Here is a 25748-nt window from a genome sequence, read left to right as displayed (position 1 = left end):
GCGTGGCGCTCCAAGGTGCCTTGTGCGGTGGGGAGTCGTTGGGTGGCCGGGGCGGGGGTCAGCCCGCGAACCACCTGACCGGCTTCGGCGCGAGGTTCTGGTAGACGTGCTTGGTCTCGCGGTACTCGGCGAGCCCCGCGGGCCCTAGTTCGCGTCCCACACCGCTCTTGCCGAAGCCGCCCCACTCCGCCTGCGGGAGGTAGGGGTGGAAGTCGTTGATCCAGACGGTGCCGTGCCGCAGCCGGCCGGCGACGCGCCGGGCGCGTCCCGCGTCGGCGGTCCAGACGCCGCCCGCGAGCCCGTACTCCGTGTCGTTGGCGAGCGCGACGGCCTCGTCCTCCGTGCGGAAGGTCTCGACGGTCAGGACCGGCCCGAACACCTCTTCCCGGACGACCCGCATCTCGCGGTGGCACTGGTCGAGGACGGTCGGCTCGTAGAAGTAGCCGGTGGCGGGCCGCTCGGCGGACGGCTCGGGGCGGGCGCCGCCGGCTCGCTGCACCGCGCCCTCGGCGAGGGCGGCGGCGACGTACGACTCGGTCTTCTCGCGCTGTTCGGCGGAGACGAGCGGTCCGCACTCGACGCCGTCCTCGGTGCCGCGGCCGAGCCGGATCCGCTCGGCCCGCCGCGCCAGTTCGGCGACGAAGCGCTCGCGCACGGACTCCTCGATGATGAGCCGGGATCCGGCGGAGCACACCTGACCGCTGTGGATGAAGGCGGCGTTGAGGGCCTGGTCGACGGCGGTGTCGAACCCTTCCTCCGTGGCGCAGGCGTCGGCGAAGACGACGTTGGGGTTCTTGCCGCCGAGTTCGAGGGCGACCTTCTTCACGGTGACGGCGGCGGCCTGCGCGACCTTCGTACCGCTGACGAGTCCGCCGGTGAAGGACACCAGGTCGACGTCCGGGTGCTCGGCGAGCCGGGCGCCGACGCTGTGGCCGGGCCCGGTGACGATGTTGGCGACACCCTCGGGCAGCCCGGCCTCGACCAGCAGGTCGATGAGGGCGACCGTGGTCAGCGGAGTGATCTCGCTCGGCTTGACGACGAAGGTGTTCCCGGCGGCGAGGGCGGGGGCTATCTTCCAACTCGCCTGCAGCAGGGGGTAGTTCCAGGGCGTGATCATCGCGCAGACGCCGACGGGTTCGTGCACGACGACGCTGTGGATGTCGTCCGACCCGGCGTCGACGACCCGGCCGCCGCCCTCTCCGACGACGAGATCGGCGAAGTACCGGAAGGCGTCGGCGACACAGTCGATGTCGACGCGCCCCTCCTCCAGGGTCTTGCCCGCGTCCCGGCTCTCAAGGAGCCCGAGCCGTTCGCGGTCGCGTACGAGGAAGTCGGCGACGCGGCGCAGGAGCGCGGCCCGCTCGGCGACGGGCGTGTGTGGCCACTCTCCGTGGTCGAAGGCCCGCCGGGCGGCCTCGACCGCGGCGTCCGTGTCCGGTACGCCGCCTTCGGCGACCACGGCGAACGTCTTGGCGTCCGCCGGGTCGAGAATGTCGCGCGTGGCCCCTGAGGCGGCCGCACGCCACTCTCCGCCCACGTGAATCGTCTGCTGCGCCTGGTGTCCCGACATGATCGGTGTTGCCTTCCGTTCCTGTTCCGTGCCCCTGTGTCACACGCGTGTCACTCTCGCGGGCCGAGTGCACCTGCCCCGGGACCTGGTTCGCATGCACAACCAGTGACGGATAGTGCGCGGGGTCACTGAAAAGTCATCGAAAATGCGAACAGAAGGCGCGAAACGCACGGCCGATCCGAGCCATGGACACCACAGCAAGCCTTTGACTAAAGTCAAAGAAATATGGAGCCAGTGAAAGCGTCAGCGTCCGCGGAGCACGTGACCACCCTGCGCCGCTTCAACCGGTACTTCACCCGCCGGATCGGTGTGCTCGACGATCACTACCTCGGGCAGGACCGGCCGCTCGGCGAGGCACGCCTGCTGTTCGAGATCGGCACCGGCGCGTCGCTGAAGGAGCTGAGGACCCGGCTCGGCCTGGACGCCGGGTACCTGAGCCGGATGGTGCGCGCGCTGGAGGGCCAGGGGCTCGTCCGGGTCAGCGTGCACCCGACGGACAGCCGGCTGCGCCTCGCGGAGCTCACGGAGACCGGGCGGGCGGAGCTGGCCGAGCAGAACCGGCGGGCCGACGGACTCGCGAAGGGGCTGCTCGACGGGCTGAGCGAGGAGCAGCGGGGTCGGCTGACGGAGGCCGTCACCGTGGCCGAGCGGCTGCTCAGGCTGGCCGGGGTCACTGTCAGAGCCGTCGGCGCCGGGTCTGCCGACGCCCGCGCCTGCCTGGCCGGATTCGCCGCCGAGCTCGACGAACGGTTCCCCGAGGGGTACGCCACCGCGGATCTCGTACCGCCGGAGCAGATCGCCGTCCTCCTCGTCGCGTACGAGGAGGAGCATGCCGTCGGCTGCGGGGCGCTGTGCGCGCTCGACGCCGGCACGGCCGAGATCCGGCATCTCTGGGTGCACCCCGACGCGCGTGGACTCGGCCTCGGGCGGCGGCTGTTGACCGAACTGGAGCGCACGGCCGCCGAGCGCGGGCATCACGTCGTACGCCTCGACACGCACGAGGTTCTCAAGGAGGCCGCCGCGATGTACCGGACGAGCGGGTACGTCGAGATCCCGGCGTACGACGCGAACGAGCACGCCAGTTACTGGTTCGAGAAGGCATTGGTCCTGCCCGGCTGACGTACGGTCCGGTGCCCGTCACCTGTCGCCTGTCACCCGTCGCCCGTCAGCCGTCCTTGCTGCTGATCGAGGGCACCGCGCTCGGGGAGGGGACCGGGTCGAAGCGGAACGTCTGCCCCGACTGGCCCTGGCCGCAGGGCAGTTGGAGCACCGGGGCCCAGCTCTTCTTGGAACCGCCGGGCACCGAGACGCAGGAGTCGGTGTGCAGGGGCATGATCCGGTACCCGCGTGGTTCGCTTGACCCTTGCGACCCGTCCGCTGCGACCGGCTTCAGACGGAAGCGTTCGGCGTTGCCGCGGTGGCCGCAGTAGTCGTCCGCCATGCGTGCCCCGCCCCGGGTGCTGCCGCCGGTCACGCCCAGGCAGCCGTAGCCGAAGACCGGGTGGAGCGAGCGGATCCGGTAGACCCCGTCCCCCTGGTCCTCCAGGGCGTAGGTCAGCAGGCCGCGGCCGCAGTCGAACTGGTAGACGCTGCCGGTCTCTTCGCCGTCCCGTTCGGAGATGCAGAGGGAGGAGGTGAGGCTGCGGATTTGGTAGGTGCCCGGGACGGGCGAAGCTCCGTCGCTGTCCGCCCCGTCGTGACTCACCGCCGACGCGAGGTAGCCGCCGCCGGCCAGGACCAGCAGGGTCACCACGGCACCGGACAATCGCCGGCGCGAGCCGATGAGGCTGCGCAGGCGACGGTGGCGGGGTGGTGGGCCGGCTTCGGGGTCGGGGTCGAGGGCTGACGCGTGCTGGGGGCCGGGCGGGCCTCCTCCCGGTCCCGGCGGCTGCACGTGGGCGTGGGCCCGCTCTTCCTCGTATTCGTGTGCCTGCTCGTGTGCCTGGTCCTCGGCTTGGTTCTGGTTCTGGTTCTGGTTCCGGCTCTGGCCCTCGTCCTGCTGTTGGCCCGGGCGGGTCCCGGAGGGCTCCGTCTCGGCGATCCGGTTCCGCGCCGCCAGCCATGCCTCCGCCTCGTGTCCCGCCCCGCAGGCGTTGAGGAACGCCGTCAGCATCTCCGGGCGCGGCAGGACGTCATGGCGCAGTACGTCGGCCAGGGTGCTGCGCGGCAGTACCTCGCCCCGCTCGGCGGCCCGCTCCTCCAACTGCCGGTAGGAGAGCCCCGACCGGTCCTTGAGCCGCCGCAGCCGGGCGGCGAACTCGGCGGTGTTCCGGGGCTCTTGAGGCGTCGGCCGAGGTGTCTCGCGAGGCGTGTCAGGAGGCGTCTGCTGTGACGGCTGCTGCGGCGCTGACTGCCCGTGGTCGCCCATGCCAGACATCTTTGTCGGAGGCACGTCACACAGCAAAGGCCGTTTCCGGCCCCTCGCACCGGTCGTACGAGCGCGCGCGGAAACCCGGACAGCCGACTGACCAGCCCGGACAGCGCGGGACTGTCCGGGACGGCCCGACGCTGTTGTCCCCGTCCAACCGGCCCCAGCAAGCTCATTCCTGCCCGGCAGGTCCACTGCTCGGGCACCGTCCCTGAAGAATCCCTGAGGAGTTACTCATGCGTCTTCGTCATGCCCTTGCGAGTGCCGGCCTGGGAACCGCGCTCGCGCTGAGTGTCATGAGCGCACCGGCGAGCGCCTCGCCGAGCGCCTGCTGGAGCGAGCAGACCAGCCCGACCTTCGCCCGCGGTGCCTGCAACAGCATGTCGGGCGGCGGCAGTTGGCGGCTCGGCATCCGGTGTTCCGACGGCGACTACAAGTGGTCCGCCTGGAAGAGGGTCACCACCCCGACCAGCCTGCGCTGTTCCGGCGGCCCCACCATCACGAACCACTGGATCGACACCGCCTGAGCCGGGCTCGTACGCCCCGCGCTGTCCGGGACCTGCTGCACAGGGGAGAGCAGGTACCGGGCGGTGGGGCAGTGAGCGGTGCGCGGTGACGCGCGGTGCGCGAGAAGCCGCCCCCGGGAACTCCCGGGGGCGGCTTCAGGCTTCAGGCTTGGGACTTCGGCCTTCAGATGTCGTGCTTCAGGCTTCGGGCCGGCGTGGGGCTCAGATGAGGCCGAGTCCGCGGACCGCCTCGCGCTCCTCCTCCAGCTCCTTCACCGACGCGTCGATGCGGGCACGGGAGAACTCGTTGATGTCGAGGCCCTGGACGATCTCGTACGAGCCGTCCTTCGTGGTGACGGGGAAGGAGGAGATGAGGCCCTCCGGAACGCCGTACGAACCGTCGGACGGGATGCCCATCGAGGTCCAGTCGCCGTCCGCCGTGCCGTTGACCCACGTGTACACGTGGTCGATGGCGGCGTTCGCGGCCGAGGCGGCCGAGGACGCGCCGCGGGCCTCGATGATGGCGGCACCGCGCTTGGCGACGGTCGGGATGAACTCCTCGGCCAGCCACTTCTCGTCGTTCACGGTCTCGGCGGCGTTCTTGCCGGCGATCGTGGCCTGGAAGATGTCGGGGTACTGGGTGGCGGAGTGGTTGCCCCAGATGGTGAGGCGCTTGATGTCCGCGACCGTCGAGCCCGTCTTCTTCGCGAGCTGCGTGAGCGCGCGGTTGTGGTCCAGGCGGGTCATCGCGGTGAAGCGCTCGGCCGGTACGTCCGGGGCGGCGGCCTGGGCGATGAGGGCGTTGGTGTTGGCCGGGTTGCCGACGACGAGGATCTTGACGTCGTCCGCGGCGTTGTCGTTGATGGCCTTGCCCTGGGGCTTGAAGATGCCGCCGTTGGCGGAGAGCAGGTCGCCGCGCTCCATGCCCTTGGTGCGGGGGCGGGCGCCGACGAGGAGACCGACGTTCGTGCCGTCGAAGGCGACGTTCGGGTCGTCCGTGATGTCGATGCCCTGGAGGAGCGGGAAGGCGCAGTCGTCGAGCTCCATGGCGGTGCCCTCGGCGGCCTTCAGCGCCGGCGTGATCTCCAGGAGACGCAGCTTGACCGGCACGTCCGCGCCGAGCAGCTGGCCGGAGGCGATGCGGAAGAGCAGGGCGTAACCGATCTGGCCGGCCGCGCCGGTGACGGTGACGTTCACGGGAGTGCGGGTCATGGCGTTCTCCGTATGACAGCTGACGACGGTGGGGCGTCCCTGCCCCGGGTACGGGATCCTCTGCCTGCCGCCGGGATGATCGATCACCTGCGTCGATGATCGATCTCTTGGCGTCAAGAGAGATCCAGCGGTCAGGCTATCGCGCATCCGGGATCCCGGACGGCCGGGGCCGATGTGGCCCACCCCACAAGGCGCTCCGCGGGGCACGCCACGGATTGCTCCGCGTCTTGCTCCGCTGGGTCAGGGGACACGGGGCGGGGTGCGTGAGGGGTCGACGTGGGGGCAGCGTGGGCATGGGAAGGCGGCCGTCGTTCCGGGAGAGAAGGACGACGGCCGCCTTGGTGGGGGTGCCGGTTGGCCGGGAGGGGGGGAACCTCCCGGTCGGCGCCGGACTCCCGTGGGGGTACGGTTCGCCTGCCCCGGCGGGGGTCGGGCATTCCTCTTGTACGGCGAATTGTTGCGGGTGGGGTTCGGATCGCTCGGGTGGGCTCGGTGGGCTTGGGCGGGTGAGTACGTGCGGGTCGCCCGAGGCTGGACGCGCAGTTCCCCGCGCCCCTGAAAGGCGGGTGCCGGCGGCCCGGAAAGGCAGGTGCCCCGGCCGCAGAGAAGCGGGTGAGCTCAGGCCGGTGAGTACGTGCGGGTCGCCCGAGGCTGGACGCGCGGTTCCCCGCGCCCCTAAAGGGCAGTTGCCGGCGGCCCGGAAAGGCGGACCCCCGGCCCCGAACAAGCAGGTGCCCGCCTCTGGGGAGGCGGGCGCCTGTTGGGGCTCGTTCTGCGGGAGCCTCGGGGTTGCTACTTCGTGCAGCCCTCCTCGCCCGAGGTCTGCAGGGTGGCGCAGGCCTTGGCCGCGGTGGCGTTCTTCACGGCGACCATCGGGGTGTAGGCGTCGGTGTCCGTGTCGACCTCCGCGGTCTGGGCGGCTGCCTTGCCCGCCGTGATCCGGACCTCGTCGCCGGGCCCGGCCGCGGTGATGCGGGCCCAGGCGGCCCCGCACGTCTCGCTGTAGCGGACCTCGACCTGGGCGGTGCCGACGACGGCCTTCTCGACCGTCGTCGCAAGCGTGCCGCCGCAGCCCATGTTCTCCGGGTCCTTGCCCGCACAGTCCGCGCCGAAGCACTCGACACCGGCCGGCAGCTCCTTGCTGACGGTCGGCGTCGGTGTCGGCGTGGTCTCGCTCCCGGCCTTGTCGTCGCTCCCGCCGTCCGTGAGGAACACGGCCGCGGCTATCACCACGAGCGCGCCCACGACCCCCGCGAGGAACATCGTGAGCCGCCGCTTCCCCCGCTTCCCGTCGGGCGAACCGCCCGAACGCGGACGCGCGTCCTCAGGCGGCCCCCCAGCAGAACCGGCCGAACCGGCGGGACCTGCCGTGCCGGGCGGCCCGAAGGAACCCGACGGGCCGAGGCCCGACGACCCGGACGCACCGGCGGAGCCGGACGTGCCGGCACTCGACGCACCCAGACCCCCGGGGTATCCGTACCCCCCGGACCCTCCGGCCGTCCCGGACGTCCCGGACGTCCCCGAAGGCGTGGCGACGACCCCCCAGCCGCCACCGCGCGAACCCGAGGCCCCGCCGGAGGCGTTGCCGGCACCGGCGCCGTGCGGCGTCCGCCGCTCCTCCCCCTGCACCGGAGTCTGCGGCGGCACCGTGGGCGCCACCCCGGCAGGTCCCGCGATACCCGGCGTGGGGGCACCCGTCGCACTACCCCCGGCGCGCGCCTGCTTCCCGTTCCGTCCCCCCTTGGCCGGAGTCGACCCGAACTCTCCGAGCGCGGCACGCGCCTGGGAGATCCGGATCGCTTCCATGGTCATGTCGTGGCGCATCTCCGAGCGGCTCCAGGCCCTCTCGGCAAGCTCCCACATCGTCGTCAGATGGACGGGATTGGTCCCGGTCACCTCGGCCAGAGCCACGATCGCGCCCTTCGGCGCGAGCAGCCGGCCGTTCAGATACCGCTCCCAGGACGTCTTGCTGTACCCGGTACGGTCGGCCACGGCGGCGACACTCAGACCACCGCGGTCGACCAGCCGGCGCAGCTGGCTGGCGAACTCCCTGACCTGCGGATCGAGTTCATCCGGCAAGGCCCTCCAACGAGGCATTGCTACCCCCCTCTTTCCCCCCGTACGTGCTGGCTTTTCCCGCGCGTGAAGCCCTCTGCCGAGTCCTCGTTCTGGCTACCCACAGGGATGCGCACAGTAAGGATCTCAGTTCCCGGGATGGGGGCGCACGGGAGCATTCGGGCCTGTGGGCATGCACCGTTGCACGCCCGTTGGTCTGCGGTCCAGTGTCCCACCGACTTCCCCCTCGGCCGACAGGATCGCCTGGTCAGCGCACGGGACCTCCCGGAGCGTCCCGATTGCCCACGTTATCCCTGGTGTCGGGGGTGATCAGCGTAAATCCTCGAACTTGTCAACACATCGACACGTGGGGAACACATGCGCGACCTCGTGCGTCACTCGCGACCTCAGGGGGACCACACGCACACCATGGGCAGGTCGAACGGCCGACCGCCCACCGCGGTCACCGCCGCGACCGCGACGGCAACAGCGTGAAACGCCTCTTCACGACGTACGACACCGACGGCTCCTTCGGCCGGAGGACGAAGTCGCCCCTGAACTGGCGGCGGGCGGGCGAGGAGCTGGAAGAGGTGGACGGCGGCGTCGGGAAGGAGGCTTTTCGGCCACGCGGAGACGTCCTCGACGGCCCGTAACCGGGCGGCAAGGTTACGTACAGCGGCTACCGGCGGGACGTCGCGTTCGAGCGGCTGAGCGGGAAGTACTACGTCAAGATCGGTACGCAGGGGAAGGTGGCGGCGCGCAACCGGCGTGGCTGGATCCGTACGCCCCGAGCCCTCGGACTGTCACTCCGACGTGTGATCACGCCAGGACGACGGCGCCGACGGCGGACTGGTTCCCGTCGGATGCCTCGCGGGTCGTACGCCGCACGACGGCCGCACGACGGCCACACGTGGGCCGCGACGGCGCCCTGACGGGTGGGACGTGCCGGAACCGTCACCTCCGTGCCACAGGGGGCTGACAGGCATTGAACCGCCGTTGGCACGTCCATGACTCTTGAGTCCAGGCGGCGCCCGTCCTCGCTCGGGGGAGTGGACGGGCGCCGCTCCCGTCCACGAAGAAGCCCGCCTCCTCGGCAAGAGGGGGCGGGCTCTCGTCGTACGGGCACCGCGTTCGCCAGGTCCCGATCGTGAGGTCAGGTCCTGATCGTGAAGTGCAGCGTGTCGTCCAGGAACGGGATCTCCAGCAACGGGTTGGGCTGCGCCATCAACGCGAGCAGCGCGATCGTCACGCCCAGGACGCCGTACGTGACGAGGTCCGTGAACCGGGAGCGGACGGCGAGCATGCCCACGTCGGGCAGCATCCAGCGCATGACGCCGCCCGCGAGCAGCGCGAGACCGATCAGCAGGGTGCCGAACTTGAAGAGGTCGATCGCGGTCAGCAGCAGACCGAGTCCGACGGTGCCAGTGACCGCGAGGATCGGCCACTGGCGCGCGGGAGCGGGCGCGTCGCGGGGAGCCGCCCTGCCACCGCCCTCGGGCCGCGCGGTGTCCCGAGTGAACAGCGGGAACCGCCGCGTGGTCCGCCGGGGCTGTCCGTCGGGGCCGGGCGCGCTGACGGCGTCCCGGACGCTGGGCTCACCCTCGTGAACCGCGTCGGCACCGGGACCGGCGCCCTCAGCCGGGGCCCCACCGGAGTCCCCCTCACCGGCGTGAGCCTGGCGCGGCTCGTCGCCACTCGACTCCGCACCGTGCGGCTCCGCGTCCAGCGCCCGTCCCGCCTCCGGCTCGGCGCCGCCGGTCGGCTTCTGTTCCGGTACGGACGCCCCGGCGGCGGCAGTCGTCCCGTGCGACTCGGTGTCCTGGACGTCCGAAGCACCCTCGGCACCCCGGCCCGCGGCGTCCTCATTCGTCGCGGCATCCGCCTTCACCGACGTGTCCGCTTTCACCGAGGTGTCCGTCTTCGCGGAGGTGTCGGCATTCGTGGAGGTGTCCGCGCTCGCGGAGGTGTCCGCCTCGCTGTCCCGCCCGGTGGCGGCCCGGTCAGCCGGCACTGCGTTCCGCCGCCTCGACCACGTTGACGAGGAGCTGGGCGCGGGTCATCGGGCCCACTCCGCCGGGGTTCGGGGAGATCCAGGCGGCGACCTCGGCGACACCGGGGTGGACGTCGCCCACGATCTTGCCCTCGGCGCTGCGGGAGACGCCGACGTCCAGGACGGCCGCCCCGGGCTTCACGTCCTCGGGGCGGATCAGATGCGCGGAGCCCGCCGCGGCGACGATGATGTCGGCCCGGCGCAGGTGAGAGGCGAGGTCGCGGGTGCCGGTGTGGCACTGCGTCACCGTCGCGTTCTCGGAGCGGCGGGTGAGCAGCAGCGGCATCGGGCGGCCGATCGTCACGCCGCGGCCGACGACCACGACCTCGGCGCCCTTGATCTCCACGCCGTACTGGCGCAGCAGGGTCAGGACGCCGTTGGGGGTGCAGGGCAGCGGGGCCGGCTCGTTCAGGACGAGGCGGCCGAGGTTCATCGGATGGAGTCCGTCCGCGTCCTTGTCCGGGTCCATCAGTTCCAGGATGCGGTTCTCGTCGATGCCCTTGGGGAGCGGCAGCTGGACGATGTAACCGGTGCAGTCCGGGTCCTCGTTGAGCTCGCGGACGACCGCCTCGATCTCCTCCTGTGTGGCGGTCGCGGGCAGTTCCCGCTGGATGGAGGCGATACCGACCTGGGCGCAGTCGCGGTGCTTGCCCGCGACGTACTTCTGGCTGCCGGGGTCGTCGCCCACCAGGACGGTTCCGAGGCCGGGCGTGATGCCCTTCTCCCTCAGGGCCGCCACGCGGACGGTCAGATCGGACTTGATCGCGGCTGCGGTGGCCTTGCCATCGAGAATCTGGGCGGTCATGTGCCCATCCTCGCGGATGACCGGGCCCTGGTTCCAATCCGGCCCCCCACGCACGCGTTCCGGCCTTCGCCCATGATCGGCCATGTTGCACTTGCACAACACACGCGGTATCCGGCTGGACAAATAAGCAACGCGTTAAGGACGATGAGCGGCACAGTGCCGCGGACAGTACCGGGGGGACGAACCGCATCTGTAGAACTTTCCTCCGAAATGTGCCGCGTCGTCCCCGCACTTACGCAACGACGGAGGAAAGACGCCATGAGTTTTGGCGACCCGAACAACCCATACGGTCCGCCGCAGGGCCAGCAGCCCGGCTACCCTCCCCAGCCTCCGCAGGGCCAGCCCGGTTACCCTCCCCAGGGCCAGCCCGGCTACGGCTACCCGCAGGGCGCCCCGCAGCAGCAGCCCGGCTACGGCTACCCGCAGCAGCCCGGGTATCCCGGTTACCCGGGCGGCAACCAGATGCCCGTGGAGATGCCCGGTCTGATGAAGACCGCGCGCGTCCTGCTGTTCATCCTGTCGGGATTCCAGATCCTGTTCGGCATCATCGCGGGCATCGCCGTCGGCGCCGCACAGGACGTGTCGAACGGCATCGGCAGCGGTGACAGCACCGACACCCTCGCCGGACTGGGCTTCGTGCTCGCCGCCTTCTTGGTGGGCATCGGCGCCCTGTCCATCTTCCTGGGCGTCAAGTTCAAGACCGGCGGCAGCGGCATCCGCGTCACGACGATCGTCTACGCGTCGCTGATGATCCTCGGCGGCCTCGGCAACACCGTGCAGGGCGCGGGCGGCTCGGCCACTTTCGGCGGGATCATCTCCCTCGCCATCGCCGGCATCATCCTCGCCTCGATGGTGAACAGCGCCGCCTCGGCATGGTTCAACCGCCCGCGGTACTGACCTCGGAGCCCCGAACTCCCGCTCGGCAACGGCACGTTCACGCCATTCACGCCAAGGGCCGTGTTTCCCCCCGCTGAGGGGGACACGGCCCTGCCGCGTCGCCATACCCTGATCCGGTAACCGCGTACGGGACTGGGAACGGGGAGCGGGACGGGGAGAACGGCCTTGTACAGCATCATCGTGGTACCTCCGCCGACCACGGAGGACGAACACAGCGGCACGTACGGCGGGACATACGGCGACGCACTCGGCGGAACGCACGGCGCGAAACGCACCAGCCCCCAGATCCGGCTCGCGCCCGGCGAGCGGTTGCCCTTCGGACGTTCCGCGAACGGCGAAGGACTTGCGATCGCACACGAGGGCGTCTCCCGGAACGCCGGGGAGATCACCGCGCAGGGCGCGTTCTGGGTACTGAGCAACCTCTCGGCCCACCAGACGTACGTGGTGGAGAACCCGGAGGGCGCGGGCGAGCACATCAAGGTCGGACCGGGCCGGCTGGACGCGCCGGTCCCCTTCGAGTTCTCGCGGATCGTGCTCCCGGCGGCGGGCGACCTGCTGCCCATCGAGGTGTGGGCACCCCGCCACGACTATCTGCGCTCGCCCGAGGGCATGGACGGGTCGACGACCACGCCCGCGTTCTCCGTCGACCGCACCAAGCGGTACTTCGCGGTCCTGGCCGCCCTCTGCGAGCCCCGGCTGCGCGGTGAACCGCACGCCCCGCTGCCCACGGTCGACCAGGTCGTGGAGCGGCTGCGCCCCCACTGGCCCGCCGCGTCCCGCACGTCGGTCCAGTGGAACATCGACTACCTCGCCGTGAAACTGCGCCTCAAGCCGGGCCCCGACACGGCGGACACCGGCCCGCGCCTCAACGGCAAGAAAGAGTCCCTGGTCTCCCTGGCCCTGCGCTTCGATCTCGTACGGGAGGACGACCTGCTCGTCCTGACCGAGCAGGCGAGCCGGGCGGCGCGGTGACCGAGGCGTACGCGGTCTCGGTGCCCAAGGGGTACCGGGTGGGGTCCTGGGAAGTGCGGGACCCGATCGCCACGGGCGCCTTCGGCAGCGTCTACGAGGCCCGGTGCGCCCACCCGCGCGAGGGCCTGCCGAAGTCGGCCGCGCTGAAGTTCCTGCCCACCGGCACGGGTACGCCCCGTCAGCTGACGCATCTGCGTGAACTCGCCGAGCGCGAGGTCGAGTTGCACCGAAGACTCACTCGCCCGCGGCTCATCCGGATGTACGAGACCCTCACCGTCGACGACCCTGGCCACCCCGAACTCGACGGCGCCACCGTCCTCGTACTGGAACGGGCCGAGGGTTCCATGGCTGCCCTGCTGGACCGCTCCCCGAGCCCGCCGCAGGGCCCCGCGCTGCTCGCGCAGACCTGTGAGGGGATCGCCCAGCTGCACAGCGCCGGCTGGGTGCACGGTGACCTCAAGCCCGCCAACGTGCTGCTGATGAAGGACGGTTCGGCCCGGCTCGCCGACTTCAACATGGCCGCCGAGCTGGAGGGCACCCACGCCTACACCCCCGCCTTCTCCACCCCCGACTACACCCCGCCCGAACTCCTCTGGTCGGAGATCGGCGAACGCGGCCGTCAGATCAGGCCCTCGGCCGACATCTGGGCCTTCGGCGTCCTCGCCCATCTCGTCCTCACCGACACGTTCCCGCTGCCGGGCGGCACGCCCTCGGCCCGCCGGGACGCGGCGGTCCAGTACGCGCGCGGCACCGACGAGCTACGCCTTTCCCCTCAACTCCCGGACGGCTGGCGGGAGATCGTGCGGGACTGTCTGGCCCGTACGCACACGGAACGGGTCTCCGGAGAGACGCTGCTGCGGCGGGTGGAGGAGGCGGCAGGCACCAGCCGCTCGCCCCGCCTGCCGAGACTGCGCGCCCGGCGCGGACGCCGCTCGACGCTGGTCCTCGCCGCCGCGGCCGCCGCGGTCGCCGTCTCGGGGCTCGCGTACGGCATCACGACCTGGGCGGGCGACGGCGAGAGCAGCGCGGAGAGGCGCGCGGGAAACGCCTCCGCGAACAAGAAGGTCGCCCAGGCCTCGTACGGCGCCGGTGAACTCCGTACCGGCAAGGGCGTACCGGCCGTCTACCGGCCGCTGATCGTCGACTCCGCGCACGACTGTGTGCAGGAGTCGGTCACCCCGGCGCTCCTCGCCGCCATGCTGAAGGTGGAGAGCGACTTCGACCCGGGCCTGTCCGACCCGGCCGACGACGAGTACGGCATCGCCCGTTGGACCCCGCGGGTGCTGCGCTGGTGGATCCGGTCCGACGGCGTCACAGCCAAGACGATCCCCCAACCCCCCTTCTCCCCCGCCGAGTCCATCCCCGCCATGAGCAGATACCTGTGCTGGATCGCGCCGCGCCTCGATCCCAAGCTCGACGGCGACCGTCGCGTACTGATCGCGGCCGCCTACCGCACGTCGTACGAGAAGGTGAACGACGCGGCCGGTGTTCCCCCGAAGTCCCTCGACTACGCCGCCCGCGTCGCTCACTACCTCAAGGAGTACACGCCCGCGGGGAAGAAGTGACCCTGAGAGTTCCGAGGTACCGCTCGCGGGTCTCCCCTGGGGCGCCCGCTCCTCGTCATGCCGCTGTGACATGCCTCCGGTAACTCCCGATACCCTGGCCGACCCCTCTGACTCCCCATAGCCTGGCCATCGTTGGGGGCAGGGGTAAGGGGAAACGACTCTATGTACAGCGTCATCGTGGTACCGCCGGGTGGCACTGGATCAGGCGACCAGATCCATCTCTCGGCAGGCGAGAAGCTCGCCTTCGGCAGGTCCGCGCGGGAGGGCGGTCTGACGATCGCCCACGAAGGAGTGTCCAGGGTCGCCGGTGAGATCACCGCGCACCGGGCCTTCTGGATCCTGAGCAACCTCAGCCAGGACCAGACGTACGTGGTGGAGAACCCGGAGGGCGCGGGCGAGCACATCAAGGTCGCACCGGGCAGGCTGGACGCGCCCGTGTCGTTCGAGTTCTCGCGCGTGGTACTGCCCGCGGCGGGCGAGCTGCTCAGCTTCGACGTGTGGGCGCCGCGGCACACGTACAGCGGTACGGCCCATCCCGGGGTCTCCGGCGCCACCACGGCCGCTGCGTTCTCGCTCGACCGGACCAAGCGGTACTTCGCGGTGCTGGCCGCTCTGTGCGAGTCCCGACTACGTGGCGAGCCGCACGCCCCGCTCGCCACGAGCGACCAGCTCGTGGAGCGGCTGCGGCCCTCCTGGCCCGCGGCGAGCCGCTCGTCCGTGTACTGGAACATCGACTACCTGGCGGTGAAGCTGCGCCTGAGACCCGGCCCTGACACAGCGGAACCCGGCCCGCGCCGCTACGGCAAGAAGGAGTCGCTGGTCTCGCTCGCGCTCCGGTTCGACCTCGTACGGGAGGACGATCTCGTCGTCCTTGCGCCGGCACCGAGCAGGGCGGAGCAGTGAGTGGCGCGGCGAGCGGCGCACCGAACGGACGCTCCTACGCCGTCTCTGTTCCGAAGGGGTACCGGGTGGGCCTCTGGGAGGTGCGCGAGCCGCTCGCGTCCGGCGCGTTCGGCAGCGTGTACGCGGCCAGGCGTGCCGGTGACGGAGGCGGGGGCGGAGCCGGTCCGCTGCCCCGGCGCGCGGCGCTGAAGTTCCTGCCGACCGGTACGCGCACCCCGCGCCAGCTCCACCACCTGCGTGAACTGGCCGACCGTGAACAGGAGTTGCTGAAGCGGCTGCGCTCACCACGCCTGATCCGGATGTACGAGGCGCTGACGGTCGACGACCCGGAGCACCCCGAACTCGACGGCGCCACCGTCCTCGTACTGGAGCGGGCGGAAGGCTCGATGGACGCGCTCCTCGACCGGTCCGCCACCCCGGGAGGCGGGCCCGCCCTGCTGGCCCAGGTCTGCGAGGGCCTGCACCAGCTGCACCACGCGGGCTGGGTGCACGGCGACCTCAAACCCGCCAACATCCTGCTGATGAAGGACGGTTCGGCGCGTCTCGGCGACTTCAACCTGGCGGCGGAACTGGAGGGCACCCACGCCTACTCCCCCGCCTTCTCCACCCCCGACTACACGCCACCGGAACTCCTCTGGGCCGAGATCGGCGAACGCGGCCAGCAGATCCGCCCGACCGCCGACATCTGGGCCTTCGGCGTACTGGCCCATCTGGTCCTGACGGGCTTCCTGCCCCTGCCGGGCGGCACGGCCGAGGCCCGCCGCGACGCGGTGGTGCGGTACGCGCGGGGCACCGACGAACTCCGCCTGTCCCCCCAACTCCCGGACTCCTGGCGGGAGATCATCACGGACTGCCTGGCCCCTACGCACGCGCAGCGCGCCCCGCACGACGCGGCCTCGCTGCTGCGCCGGGTGGAGCGGGCCGCGGGGACGGCCCGTTCGGCTCGCCTGCCGAGGCTGCGGCCCCGCCGGTGGCGCCGCCCCGTGCTGGCGGCCGCCCTCGCGGTGGCGGTGCTGGGCGCGGCGACGGTGACGTACGCCCTGCGGGATTCGGACGCGGCGGCCGCCGCGCCGCCCACCTGCGAGAAGCCCGCGGTGTACGAGGACAGCACCTACGGCCGCGGCTACACCGCGGGCTGGAGCGGCACGTGGGACTTCACCGTCAAGCAGGGCGACGGTGGCAGCCAGGTCAGAGAGCTCCAGTGCCTGCTCAAGCACCTTCACCGCATCACCGGAATCGGAAGGGTGGACGGCGACTTCGGCCCGCTGACCCACGCGGCCGTCGTGGCCTTCCAGAAGCGGGCGGGCCTGTCGACGGACGGAGAGGTGGGCCCGAACACCTGGCGCGCGCTGCGCACCAGGAGCACTGAGAGCTAACTCATGGGCACATCAACACCCTTGAGCGCGCCGACGAAGGGGGCCCAGGCGCTCGCGGGAAACATGAGGGCGGGGCCGGCGGGGGCCTTGGAGTCCCGGACGGGAACGATGCCGGGGAGGCCGTGGCGGACCTCGACGCAGTCCCCGCCACTGCCGTTGCTGTAACTGCTCTTGCGCCAGACGGCAGCGCCCAAGTCAATCTGCTTGCTTGCCATTTCGATAGTCCTCTGCCGCATCCTCGATCATGGCGAGGGACGCCTCAGGCGGCAATGCGGCGGCCCTGAGCAGATCGTACGACCTTCGGTATTCCTCCACGAGGGCCGGATCGTCGATGGTGTCACCGCTGTGGAGAGACTCCGTATAGGCGAGCGGAGGCGCGTCAGGAAAGGTCATGATCTTGGCTGTGCCCAACATGAAGGGGTGCGGCCCGCTGTTCCACGGAAGGGTCTGTGGAACGATCCGCCGACGCCGCGCCAACGCCGCGATGCGGTGGAGCTGTTCGGCCATCGACTCTGCCGGAAGGATGGGGTGGCGCAGGATCGACTCGTGCAGGATCGCCCAGTACATCGGCGTCGTGTGATCGTCCTCGAAGAGCTGGGCCCGCGCCATACGGGCGTTGGTCTTCTCCTCCACCTCATCGTCGGGCGCCAGCGGGTGTGTCGCCCGCACCACCGCCCGCGCGTACGCGGGAGTCTGCAGCAGCCCAGGAACGAGGGTTGGGCACCATTCCTCGATGGTCTTCGCGTGTTTCTCAGCATCCAGAATCCGCTCGAAGTACCCCGCATGCCCCTTCCTCTTCGCCTTCCGCACGTCCTCGCACCGTCGTCCGAAGAACCCGTCGGTCTTCAGCACCTGGTCCACGTGGCGGGCGAGATCCTCGGGCATTCTCCGCTGCCCGCGCTCGATCTCACTCAGGTAGGTCGCCGCGTAGAAGCTGCCCTCCACCGTCCCCTCCAACGTGAGCCCGACCTCCTCCCGCTTCCACCGCAACTCCTTGCCATAGAACTCCGGAACGCTCGCCGAACCGTCGATGTCCTTGCGCGCAGCCACCGTTGACCACCTGCTTCCACACCCGGTGCCGTGGACCCCAAAACCCTTTTACGGTACGCCGACCGACGCCAGAGTGTGACGAGTTCGTCACGTAAAGCACAGGAAGGCGTTCCCCCCATGGCCGACCCCGCCCCCGACGACGTACCCGCCTGCGTAGAACAACTCCGCACCGCGCTGGCAGCGAACGGCATCGCCCTGCCGTCCCTCGGTGTCGAGTCGATGTCCTTCGCCGCCACGTACGCCACCCCGCACCTCGTCGCTCTCGGCAACTGCAACCTCGCCACCGCCCAGGCCCTGGCCGCCGCCCTCCACAAGGCGGCCGACCGTTGAAACCGCTCACCCTCGACCTGCTCGCGGCCCCCAAGGCCGTGCCGGAGGTCCGCCGCGCGGTACGTGAACACCTCGGCGTCCCCTGTCCCGAAGTGCAGCTCTGTGTAAGCGAGTTACTGACGAACGTGATCGTCCACCTCGGCGAGGACACGCCGGTCACCGTGCGGCTCGCCCACGACGACGGCCGTACCCGTCTGGAGGTCACCGACCCGGACCCGTACTCCTGGCTCATCCTCCGCAGGGCCGCCCCCGACGACGAGACCGGCCGTGGCCTCCTCCTGCTCGACGCGGTCGCGCTGCGGTGGGGCGTGGACCAGGGGCCCGGCGGCAAGACCGTGTGGTGCGAGTTGAAGGAAGACGCGTCCGACGGCACCGGTGGTTCCGCACCGCACACCTGAAACATTCCAGGTTCCCCAGGACACCCGCCTCGGCCAACATGGCCATGGCAAGAACGCACCACATCAACACAGACGGTGACATCGACGCGACCGGTGATCGGCACCGGCCACATCAGGTGCCGCCCTGCGACCCGAACGGGGAAATGAATGGGACTGAATGTTCTGACGAGGACGCTCGTCAGTGTCACCACCATCGGCGTGATCGCCGCCGGGAGCCTGGCGACCGCGGGCACCAGCTTCGCCGCCTCCGCGCCTGCCGCGAAGCCTGCGGCGAGCGCCGAGGCGGCCGCTGTGGTCAACCTTGGCCTGAGCACCGCGCAGGCCAAGAAGATCCAGCAGGGGCTGAAGCTCAACTGGGGCTACACCGACACGATCGACGGGGAACTCGGCCCCAACAGCTGGAAGGCGATGCAGCGCTTCCTCAAGGCGCGCTGGGACTACAACGACTCGATCGACGGAGACGTCGGACCCAACACGGTGATGGCGTTGCAGCGCTGGCTCAAGGCACTCTGGGGCTACACCGGTGGCATCGACGGAGTCGCCGGATCGGGGACCCAGGCCGCGTTCAAGCGGGCGGCCAACAGCTGCCCCGCCTGCTGACCGGACCTGACCGATCGCACGACCGTGCCGCGGCCCGTCCTCCCTTCGTGGGAGCGGACGGGCCGCGGTACGTTGCCGCCGGGAGCCTGGCGGCTGCGGGCACCGGCTTCGCGGCGTCCAAGGCCACGAAGCCGACGGGCAAACCGCTCAGTGGAAGAAGTGCCGCGTCCCCGTGAAGTACATCGTGACGCCCGCCTTCTTCGCGGCCTCGACGACCAGTTCGTCGCGGACCGAACCGCCGGGCTGGACGACGGCCTTGACGCCGGCGGCGGTGAGGATCTCCAGGCCGTCGGGGAACGGGAAGAAGGCGTCCGAGGCGGCGAAGGAACCCCGGGCGCGCTCGGTGCCCGCGCGCTCGACGGCGAGCTTGGCCGAGTCGACGCGGTTGACCTGGCCCATGCCGACACCGACTGAGGCGCCGTCCCTGGCGAGGAGGATCGCGTTGGACTTCACCGCGCGGCAGGCCCGCCAGGCGAAGGCCAGTTCCGCCAGCTCGCCGGGCGACAGGGCGTCGCCGGTCGCCAGGGTCCAGGAGGACGGGTTGTCGCCGTCGGCCTGGAGGCGGTCGGCGACCTGGAGGAGCCGGCCGCCGTCGATCTGCTTGACCTCGACGGAGGCGGCCGGGCCCTGGTGGGCGCGGAGCACGCGGATGTTCTTCTTCTTGGTGAGGGCCTCCAGCGCGCCGTCCTCGTACTCGGGCGCGACGATGACCTCGGTGAAGATCTCGGCGACCTGCTCCGCCATCTCCTTCGACACGGGCCGGTTGACGGCGATCACGCCACCGAACGCGGAGAGCGGGTCACAGGCGTGCGCCTTGCGGTGCGCCTCGGCGACGTTCCCACCGATCGCGATGCCGCACGGGTTGGCGTGCTTGATGATCGCCACACAGGGCTCGTCGTGGTCGTACGCGGCACGGCGCGCGGCATCCGTGTCCGTGAAGTTGTTGTACGACATCTCCTTGCCGTGCAGCTGCTCGGCGTCGGCCAGACCACCGCTGCCGTCCACGTAGAGCGCGGCGCCCTGGTGCGGGTTCTCGCCGTAGCGCAGGGTGTTGCGCTTCTCGAAGGTCGAGCCGATGAAGTCGGGGAAGCCCGACTCGTCGGCGGGCGCGTACGAGCTCGCGAACCAGGAGGCGACGGCGACGTCGTACGCGGCCGTGTGCTGGAAGGCCTCCGCGGCGAGCCGCTTGCGGGCGCGCAGGTCGAAGCCGCCGTCGCGGGCGGCGGACAGCACGTCGGCGTACCGCTCGGGGCTGGTGACCACGGCCACGGACGGGTGGTTCTTGGCGGCGGCGCGGACCATCGAGGGGCCACCGATGTCGATCTGCTCCACGCACTCGTCGGGCGTGGCGCCCGAGGCGACGGTCTCGCGGAACGGGTAGAGGTTCACGACGACCAGCTGGAACGGCTCCACGCCCAGCTCGCCGAGCTGCTCGCGGTGGGACTCCAGGCGCAGGTCGGCCAGGATGCCCGCGTGCACGCGCGGGTGCAGCGTCTTGACCCGGCCGTCCAGGCACTCGGGGAAGCCGGTGAGCTCCTCGACCTTGGTGACCGGGACCCCGGCGGCGGCGATCCTCCCGGCGGTGGAGCCGGTGGAGACCAGCTCGACACCGGCGGCGTGCAGGCCGCGGGCGAGCTCTTCAAGACCGGTCTTGTCGTAGACGCTGATGAGCGCGCGGCGGATGACCCGCTTGGTGTCCTGCGTACCCTGCGTACCTTCGGCGGTCACGGGATAACTACCTTTCGTCCCTCAATGCGATAGCCGTTGCGGGCGAGCCGCCCCACGACATCGACGAGCAGCCTTCGCTCGACTTCCTTGATGCGCTCGTGCAGAGCGCTCTCGTCGTCCTCGTTCCGGATCTCGACCACGCCCTGAGCGATGATCGGGCCGGTGTCGACGCCGTCGTCGACGAAGTGGACGGTGCACCCGGTGACCCTCGCGCCGTACGCGAGGGCGTCGCGAACGCCGTGCGCCCCCGGGAAACTCGGCAGCAGCGCGGGATGGGTGTTCACGCACCGGCCGCCGAAGCGGGCCAGGAACTCCTTGCCCACGATCTTCATGAACCCGGCCGAGACGACGAGATCCGGCTCGTACGCGGCCGTCGCCTCGGCGAGCGCCCTGTCCCACTCCTCACGCGTGGCGTGGTCCTTCACCCGGCACACGAAGGTGGGAAGCCCGGCGCGCTCGGCGCGCTCCAGGCCGGCGATGTTGTCGCGGTCAGCGCCGACCGCGACGATCTCGGCTCCGTAGGCGGCCGTCCCCTCCGACGCGATCGCGTCGAGGAGAGCCTGCAGATTCGTACCTGATCCGGAGACCAGCACGACGAGGCGCTTGGCCTTGGCCACGGCGGGGCCCTTTCTCGGGGGTTCCAGGGGAGTTCTTGGGTGGTTCTCGGTGGTTCTCGGGTGGTTCGCGGATGCTTCTCCGTGGTTCTCGGGGAGAGTGTGTCCACGGTCGGCGTTTGTATGGTCGTACGAATGCATCGAGCCCCCGGATACGGGGAAGTCTACGAAGCGGCCGACCGTCAGCAACGATACCGGCACACCGGGCGGCCCCCACGGGACGGGGGCGTGGCCGGAAGGTAGCGTCTGGGGAGGATCCGCCCGGGGAACACGGTGCGCACCGGGGAACGCCTTTCGCGCACGGGACGTTGACCAGGGACGGGTACGAACGCTTGGGCGCGAGCCCCGGACACGTAACCAGCTCTGTGGACACGTTGCCGCCAGAGACCATCAAGGGGAAGACGCACACCTGATGCCGGACCGCAGTCTCCGACTCCCTCCACTCCTGCTGCGCGAGCGGCGCCCTTCTCCCACTCCGCCGGAGAGCGACGACGTGCCCGAGAGCGGGCAGGACTCCGCGGGCGGACAGGGGTCCGCAGGTGGGCAGGGCTCCGCGGGTGGCCCGGGCGGCTCCGGTGGCACGGGCGGCTCCGGTGCGCCCGATTCCGGGCAGCGGCCCGAGCCGCCGCCTCCCGCCGACGACAACCCCTTCGCCCCGCCGCCCGAGGGCACACCCGACCGGCCCTGGCAGCCGCGGCGGCCCGCGGGCGGACAGGGCGACGGCCAGGACGGCCGGGGCGAGGGCGACGGCTCCCCCTGGGGCAGCCAGTGGAGCGACCGCCAGCCGGGGCCCGCGCAGGGCGGCCGGTTCGGTGACCGGCCGGGTTCCAACGGCGGGTCCGGCGGCGGATCCGGCGGGCAGAACGGTCCGGACGGGTCCGGCGGCGGTCCTGGCGCCGGTATGCGCTGGGACCCGACGGACCCCGCCCAGCGCCGCGCCCGGTTCGCGCTGCTGTCCGGCATGTGGGCGTTCTTCTTCGCCCTCTTCAGCTGGCCGTACGTGGCACTCCTGCTCGGCGCGCTGGCCCTGTACTGGGCGATCAGCGCGCTGCGCAGCAAGCCGCCGCGCGCGCCGGACCCGAACACCCCGGCGCCGCCCACCTCGGGCTCCAGGCCCCAGACCACGGCGGCGATCAGCGGCCTGGTCACCGGGTCCCTGGCCCTCGCCATGGTCGCGGCCACCTTCACGGCACAGCTCGTGTACCGCGACTACTACACGTGCGTGAACGACTCGCTGACGAAGACGGCGGAAAAGTCCTGCGACCAACTGCTTCCGAAGGAACTGCGGGGGCTGCTGGGGACGGAGAGCTGAGGGCCCGCTTCTTCGTACGGGGTGCAGCGGCCTCGTACGGGGTGCAGCGCGTGGATTCTCGTACATGGTGCAGCCCGTGGATCGAAGTCGCGGGCTGGAGTCGTGGGCTGAAGTTGTGGGCTGAAGTTGTGGGTTGACTTGGAGTGCGCTTCAAAATCCATGCTCCTCTCGACGCCCGCCGCTCGGCGGGCCGTAAGGGGAGGACAACCCGCATGCGCTACCGCACGATCGGAACGGCCCCCGGGACCCGCCGTGAGGTGAGCGTCCTCAGCCTCGGCGCGATGCTGTTCGGGACGGTCACGGACGAGGCGACCTCGTTCGCGATCCTCGACCGGTTCGTCGAGGCGGGCGGCACGTTCATCGACACGTCCGACAACTACGCGTTCTGGATCAACGGCACGCAGGGCGGCGAGAGCGAGGCCCTGCTCGGCCGCTGGCGGCGCAGTCGTGGCATCGGCGACGAGATCGTCATCGCCACGAAGCTGGGCGCACGGCCGCTCGCCCCGGGCACGAGCTACACCGACAACCCGGAGGGCCTGTCCGCCAAGGCGATCCGGGAGGCGGTGGAGGGCAGCCGCGAGCGGCTCGGCGTCCCGAAGCTGGACCTGCTGTACGCCCACATCGAGGACACGACCGTGCCCATGCGGGAGACCGTCGAGGGCTTCGCCGAACTCGTCGCCGAGGGCTCGGTCGGGCTGCTCGGCGCGAGCAACCACTGGACCTGGCGTCTGGAGCGGGCCCGGAGCCTCGCTGCGGCGGCCGGACTGCCGGGTTACGAGGTCCTCCAGTACCAGCACAGCTATCTGCGCAAGCGCGCCGACCTGCCCGGGCAGCTCTCGCCCGACGGCGACCAGGGCGTGACCGGCGGCGACCTGCTCAGCTACCTGCGCGCCGAGCCGTCCCTCACGCTCGTCGCCTACACCCCGCTCCTGTCCGGCCGTTACGTCCGCGAGGACAAGCCGCTCGGCCCGGAGTTCGACCACGCGGGCACGCCGGCCCGGCTGGCGGCGCTCCGCTCGGTCGCCGAGGAGACCGGCGCGACGGTCAACCAGGTGGTCCTGGCATGGCTGATCGACGGCGAGGTCCCGGCGATCCCCCTCGTCGGCTGCTCCTCGGTGGCCCAGTTGAACGAGAACCTGGCTGCGGTCGACCTGGAACTGACGGCGGAACAGCGGGCCCGCCTGGACGCGGCCCGCTGACCCCCGTCAGTCCCGTCGGTCCCCGCTCTCCGGGGAGCCGGTCGGGCCGGACGCCTTCTTGAGAGCGGCCCAGCGGGCCTCACGCGAGACGTCGTCGTGCCAGAGCGAGCCGAAGGAGTCGGAGGCGGGCAGGAAGTCGTACGGCTCGAAGTCGGGATCCGGGGCCGGGGTGGCGCGGCGACTCTCGACGGGGGTGGCGGGGATGGCGGGGGTGACGGGCGGTACCTCCGCCCGCCGCCGAAGCCGTACGCGCGCGAACCAGCTGGTTCGCGGGGCGCGCGGGGGCGGCAGGGGCTCGGTGGGGAGTTCGGGGGGGAGTTCGGGGGACGTCCGGGAGTGGAGGGGGGATCCGGGCGGCTCGGGGGCGAGGGGTTGGTGGGCGAGGCGCTCGGGGGCGAGGGACTCGGAGTGAAGGGCCTGCTCGGAGGGCTCGTCAGCCGGGAGCGCCCCTCCTGACCGCTCGAAGTCCGGGAGCCCGGCTCCTGACGACTCGTGGGCGTTGGACAGGAACAGGCCCCCCGACGGCTCGAAGCCCGGAAGCTGTGCCTGCGGCTCCTTGGCCGACGGCTTCGAGAGCAGAGGCTCATGCACTGGAGTCACCCCGCCCGCAGGCTCATGGGCTGAAGCCTTCGGGCCTGCGGGTGTCTGGCCTGCCTGTGTCTGTCCTTCCCGCCCACGCCCCCAAGGCCTCCGCATCCAGGAAGCCCACGCCCAGCGCCCACTCCCCCGCACGGCCCTTACCCGGGGCGCCCGCGTCACCCGTACCCGCGGCTGTCGCAGCCGCCAGGCGCGCAGGGCCAAAGCCACCGGGACGCCCACCACCGCGGTCCACCCCGCCGCCGCGGGACCCGTCTGCCACCAGACGGGGCCGAAGTCGGCGAGTGCGTGTGTGCCGAGGGGGCCGCCCGACAGGGCGGCGAGCGCCGCGAGGGCCAGTCCGCAGAGGAGGGCCGCGAGGGCCGCGTTCCCGGCGGTCCGGCCGGGTGACCAGGCCTCACCGCGGCGGGCCGCCACCGAAACCCGGCCCGCACCCTCCCCCTTCCGCTTCCTCTTCCCCCTCCTTTTCCCCTTCCGCTTCCCCTCTTCGTTTCCGGTTGTCGCCTGTGCCTCTGTCTCTCCCTCCCCCGCGTCCTTCCGGCCCGGCACCCCCGCCCCCACCGTGAACCAGGCCACCACCACGCCCGCCACCAACGGCACGGCCCCCGCCGCCCAGTTCACCGGAGTGCCCGGGCCCGCGCCCGGAACCGCCGCAAGCATGGGGAAGGGCGGGAGCAGCGGACCGGGCGACGACATCAGGGGATCGGCCGCGTGCCCCGCGCCGAGCACGAAGCCGGGGCCGAGGGCGTACGCGGCCCCCCACACCGCCGCGTTCGGCACCAGGGCCAGCGCCAGGAGCAGTACCGCGAACCGTCCCGACCAGCTCTCCGTGAGCTGCAGAAACGACACGCGGGCCGGCCCTCCGTGCCACACGAGTGAGGCGCCGACCAGCACGGCCCCGCCCCCCACGAGCACCGCCGCACCCGCACTCGCGGCGCGCACGGCGGCCGGGAGCCGGAGCCCGGGGACGGCGGAGACGAAGGAGGCGAAGGGGAGGGCGCGGAGTGCCCGGCGCACGGGCGGCGCCAGCGACCCCCGGGGGCGCCCGTACGCCGTCCACGCGCCCACCCCCGCCGCGGTGACCGCGAGCAGCGGCAGCCATACGGCGACCGACGCCCAGGACGGCCGCAGCGCACCGCCCGAGGCGTACAGGGCGGCGGCCGTGCCGACCGTGAGATAGCCCGCGACGACACCGCCCCATGCCGTGCGGACGGCGGGCGGCGCCGACTCCTCGTCGCCGTCCGCCGCGTCGCGCCCCGCGCGGTGCAGCAGCCACGCGGGCAGCACGACCAGGAGCAGCGGGGTCACGCCGACGGGCGCGGGTACGCCGGACAGCGTGTCCGTGCGGACGAGTTCGCAGCCGTGCGCGAGGAGCCACAGCCCGGCGGCGACGTGCAACGCCCCGTCAGGACCGCTGTCCGGGTAGGGCGAGCTGATCCAAAGGACCGTCACCAGTACGGTGAACGCCGCCAGTCCGAGCCCCGCCGCGAGCGCGCCGCCGACCAGGCTCGCGGCCAGTCCGGGCGACCTCCCGCGCCATCGGGCCAGCAGCGCAGGCAAGGCCGGTGGGGTCGGCAGGGACGAGGTGCGGTCCGGACTGCGGTCGGTCGTCTGGGTCACGCCGCCATGCTCCCAACGACA

The 25748-nt window shown here is 71.5% G+C and carries 24 protein-coding genes; 13 read left to right on the top strand and 11 right to left on the bottom strand.

Annotation, left to right across the window (positions count from 1 at the left end):
- Positions 1 to 58 precede the first annotated feature (58 nt).
- Entirely contained in the window at positions 59 to 1570 is a 1512-nt protein-coding gene (locus ACH4YP_RS05965; RefSeq protein ID WP_398489598.1) for an aldehyde dehydrogenase family protein, read from the bottom strand.
- 261 nt (positions 1571 to 1831) lie between these two features.
- On the opposite strand from ACH4YP_RS05965, the gene ACH4YP_RS05960 reads away from it, so the two are divergent.
- Positions 1832 to 2689 carry a GNAT family N-acetyltransferase gene (locus ACH4YP_RS05960; protein WP_398489597.1) on the top strand — a complete coding sequence of 286 codons (858 nt, stop codon included), beginning with the start codon at positions 1832 to 1834 and terminating at the stop codon, positions 2687 to 2689.
- 46 nt (positions 2690 to 2735) lie between these two features.
- Here ACH4YP_RS05960 and ACH4YP_RS05955 read toward each other — a convergent pair whose 3' ends face one another.
- Positions 2736 to 3938, bottom strand: coding sequence for a helix-turn-helix domain-containing protein (locus ACH4YP_RS05955; protein ID WP_398489596.1), 1203 nt, complete (start codon positions 3936 to 3938; stop codon positions 2736 to 2738).
- A gap of 236 nt (positions 3939 to 4174) precedes the next feature.
- Here ACH4YP_RS05955 and ACH4YP_RS05950 point away from each other — a divergent pair, with 236 nt between their 5' ends.
- Positions 4175 to 4465: a hypothetical protein gene (locus ACH4YP_RS05950; RefSeq protein ID WP_361060453.1), complete on the top strand. Its 291-nt coding sequence runs from the start codon at positions 4175 to 4177 to the stop codon at positions 4463 to 4465.
- A 201-nt stretch (positions 4466 to 4666) separates the two neighbouring features.
- On the opposite strand, the gene ACH4YP_RS05945 is transcribed toward ACH4YP_RS05950, so the two are convergent.
- Complete coding sequence (locus tag ACH4YP_RS05945) at positions 4667 to 5656, bottom strand: malate dehydrogenase (RefSeq protein ID WP_266759472.1); 990 nt, start codon at positions 5654 to 5656, stop codon at positions 4667 to 4669.
- A gap of 792 nt (positions 5657 to 6448) precedes the next feature.
- The gene (locus ACH4YP_RS05940; RefSeq protein ID WP_398489595.1) at positions 6449 to 7753 is read right to left on the bottom strand and encodes a DUF2690 domain-containing protein; all 1305 of its coding nucleotides are present in this window, start codon (positions 7751 to 7753) and stop codon (positions 6449 to 6451) included.
- 449 nt (positions 7754 to 8202) lie between these two features.
- On the opposite strand from ACH4YP_RS05940, the gene ACH4YP_RS05935 reads away from it, so the two are divergent.
- Positions 8203 to 8364: a hypothetical protein gene (locus ACH4YP_RS05935; RefSeq protein ID WP_398489594.1), complete on the top strand. Its 162-nt coding sequence runs from the start codon at positions 8203 to 8205 to the stop codon at positions 8362 to 8364.
- Positions 8365 to 8864: 500 nt separating this feature from the next.
- On the opposite strand, the gene ACH4YP_RS05930 is transcribed toward ACH4YP_RS05935, so the two are convergent.
- Positions 8865 to 9437, bottom strand: coding sequence for a DUF3017 domain-containing protein (locus ACH4YP_RS05930; protein WP_398490013.1), 573 nt, complete (start codon positions 9435 to 9437; stop codon positions 8865 to 8867).
- A gap of 274 nt (positions 9438 to 9711) precedes the next feature.
- Entirely contained in the window at positions 9712 to 10566 is an 855-nt protein-coding gene (locus ACH4YP_RS05925) for a bifunctional methylenetetrahydrofolate dehydrogenase/methenyltetrahydrofolate cyclohydrolase (protein WP_361070356.1), read from the bottom strand.
- Positions 10567 to 10824: 258 nt separating this feature from the next.
- Here ACH4YP_RS05925 and ACH4YP_RS05920 point away from each other — a divergent pair, with 258 nt between their 5' ends.
- The 5 genes from ACH4YP_RS05920 (at position 10825) to ACH4YP_RS05900 (ending at position 16279) form a co-directional block, all read left to right on the top strand.
- On the top strand, positions 10825 to 11463 hold the full coding sequence (locus ACH4YP_RS05920; protein ID WP_361070359.1) for a hypothetical protein: 639 nt from the start codon (positions 10825 to 10827) through the stop codon (positions 11461 to 11463).
- A gap of 165 nt (positions 11464 to 11628) precedes the next feature.
- The gene (locus tag ACH4YP_RS05915; RefSeq protein WP_361070361.1) at positions 11629 to 12435 is read left to right on the top strand and encodes an FHA domain-containing protein; all 807 of its coding nucleotides are present in this window, start codon (positions 11629 to 11631) and stop codon (positions 12433 to 12435) included.
- The gene (locus ACH4YP_RS05910) at positions 12432 to 14000 is read left to right on the top strand and encodes a protein kinase (protein ID WP_398489592.1); all 1569 of its coding nucleotides are present in this window, start codon (positions 12432 to 12434) and stop codon (positions 13998 to 14000) included. The genes ACH4YP_RS05915 and ACH4YP_RS05910 overlap by 4 nt, the downstream gene beginning before the upstream one ends.
- Before the next feature lie 162 nt (positions 14001 to 14162).
- A complete protein-coding gene (locus ACH4YP_RS05905) occupies positions 14163 to 14903 on the top strand; it encodes an FHA domain-containing protein (RefSeq protein ID WP_398489590.1) in 741 nt (246 codons plus the stop codon).
- 65 nt (positions 14904 to 14968) lie between these two features.
- Positions 14969 to 16279, top strand: coding sequence for a protein kinase (locus ACH4YP_RS05900; protein WP_398489588.1), 1311 nt, complete (start codon positions 14969 to 14971; stop codon positions 16277 to 16279).
- Here ACH4YP_RS05900 and ACH4YP_RS05895 read toward each other — a convergent pair.
- Together ACH4YP_RS05895 and ACH4YP_RS05890 are read right to left on the bottom strand one after the other, a co-directional pair.
- Positions 16276 to 16494 (bottom strand): DUF397 domain-containing protein, encoded by a 219-nt coding sequence (locus ACH4YP_RS05895; RefSeq protein WP_398489586.1) that lies wholly within the window; start codon positions 16492 to 16494, stop codon positions 16276 to 16278. The two genes, ACH4YP_RS05900 and ACH4YP_RS05895, sit on opposite strands and share 4 nt — an antisense overlap.
- Positions 16475 to 17329, bottom strand: coding sequence for a helix-turn-helix domain-containing protein (locus ACH4YP_RS05890; protein ID WP_398489584.1), 855 nt, complete (start codon positions 17327 to 17329; stop codon positions 16475 to 16477). Before ACH4YP_RS05890 ends, ACH4YP_RS05895 begins: the two co-directional genes overlap by 20 nt.
- 117 nt (positions 17330 to 17446) lie before the next feature.
- On the opposite strand from ACH4YP_RS05890, the gene ACH4YP_RS05885 reads away from it, so the two are divergent.
- The 3 genes from ACH4YP_RS05885 (at position 17447) to ACH4YP_RS05875 (ending at position 18657) form a co-directional block, all read left to right on the top strand.
- Positions 17447 to 17659, top strand: coding sequence for a hypothetical protein (locus ACH4YP_RS05885; RefSeq protein ID WP_398489582.1), 213 nt, complete (start codon positions 17447 to 17449; stop codon positions 17657 to 17659).
- The gene (locus ACH4YP_RS05880) at positions 17656 to 18057 is read left to right on the top strand and encodes an ATP-binding protein (RefSeq protein ID WP_398489581.1); all 402 of its coding nucleotides are present in this window, start codon (positions 17656 to 17658) and stop codon (positions 18055 to 18057) included. The genes ACH4YP_RS05885 and ACH4YP_RS05880 overlap by 4 nt, the downstream gene beginning before the upstream one ends.
- A 153-nt stretch (positions 18058 to 18210) precedes the next feature.
- A complete protein-coding gene (locus tag ACH4YP_RS05875) occupies positions 18211 to 18657 on the top strand; it encodes a peptidoglycan-binding protein (protein WP_398490011.1) in 447 nt (148 codons plus the stop codon).
- A gap of 147 nt (positions 18658 to 18804) precedes the next feature.
- Here ACH4YP_RS05875 and purH read toward each other — a convergent pair whose 3' ends face one another.
- Entirely contained in the window at positions 18805 to 20385 is a 1581-nt protein-coding gene (gene purH / locus ACH4YP_RS05870; RefSeq protein ID WP_398489580.1) for a bifunctional phosphoribosylaminoimidazolecarboxamide formyltransferase/IMP cyclohydrolase, read from the bottom strand.
- Positions 20382 to 21002, bottom strand: a complete 621-nt coding sequence (gene purN / locus ACH4YP_RS05865; RefSeq protein WP_361070390.1) for a phosphoribosylglycinamide formyltransferase — start codon at positions 21000 to 21002, stop codon at positions 20382 to 20384. Before purN ends, purH begins: the two co-directional genes overlap by 4 nt.
- Positions 21003 to 21411: 409 nt before the next feature.
- Here purN and ACH4YP_RS05860 point away from each other — a divergent pair, with 409 nt between their 5' ends.
- Both ACH4YP_RS05860 and ACH4YP_RS05855 read left to right on the top strand, forming a co-directional pair.
- Positions 21412 to 22311, top strand: coding sequence for a hypothetical protein (locus tag ACH4YP_RS05860; protein WP_398489579.1), 900 nt, complete (start codon positions 21412 to 21414; stop codon positions 22309 to 22311).
- A gap of 212 nt (positions 22312 to 22523) precedes the next feature.
- Complete coding sequence (locus tag ACH4YP_RS05855) at positions 22524 to 23510, top strand: aldo/keto reductase (protein WP_361070395.1); 987 nt, start codon at positions 22524 to 22526, stop codon at positions 23508 to 23510.
- A 6-nt stretch (positions 23511 to 23516) separates the two neighbouring features.
- Here ACH4YP_RS05855 and ACH4YP_RS05850 read toward each other — a convergent pair whose 3' ends face one another.
- Positions 23517 to 25727 (bottom strand): DUF6350 family protein, encoded by a 2211-nt coding sequence (locus tag ACH4YP_RS05850; RefSeq protein WP_398489578.1) that lies wholly within the window; start codon positions 25725 to 25727, stop codon positions 23517 to 23519.
- Between the last annotated feature and the right edge of the window lie 21 nt (positions 25728 to 25748).

The sequence above is a fragment of the Streptomyces sp. NPDC020747 genome (genome assembly GCF_044334695.1).
Taxonomy (GTDB): Bacteria; Actinomycetota; Actinomycetes; order Streptomycetales; family Streptomycetaceae; genus Streptomyces.
This window is presented reverse-complemented; position numbering and strand designations above follow the sequence as displayed.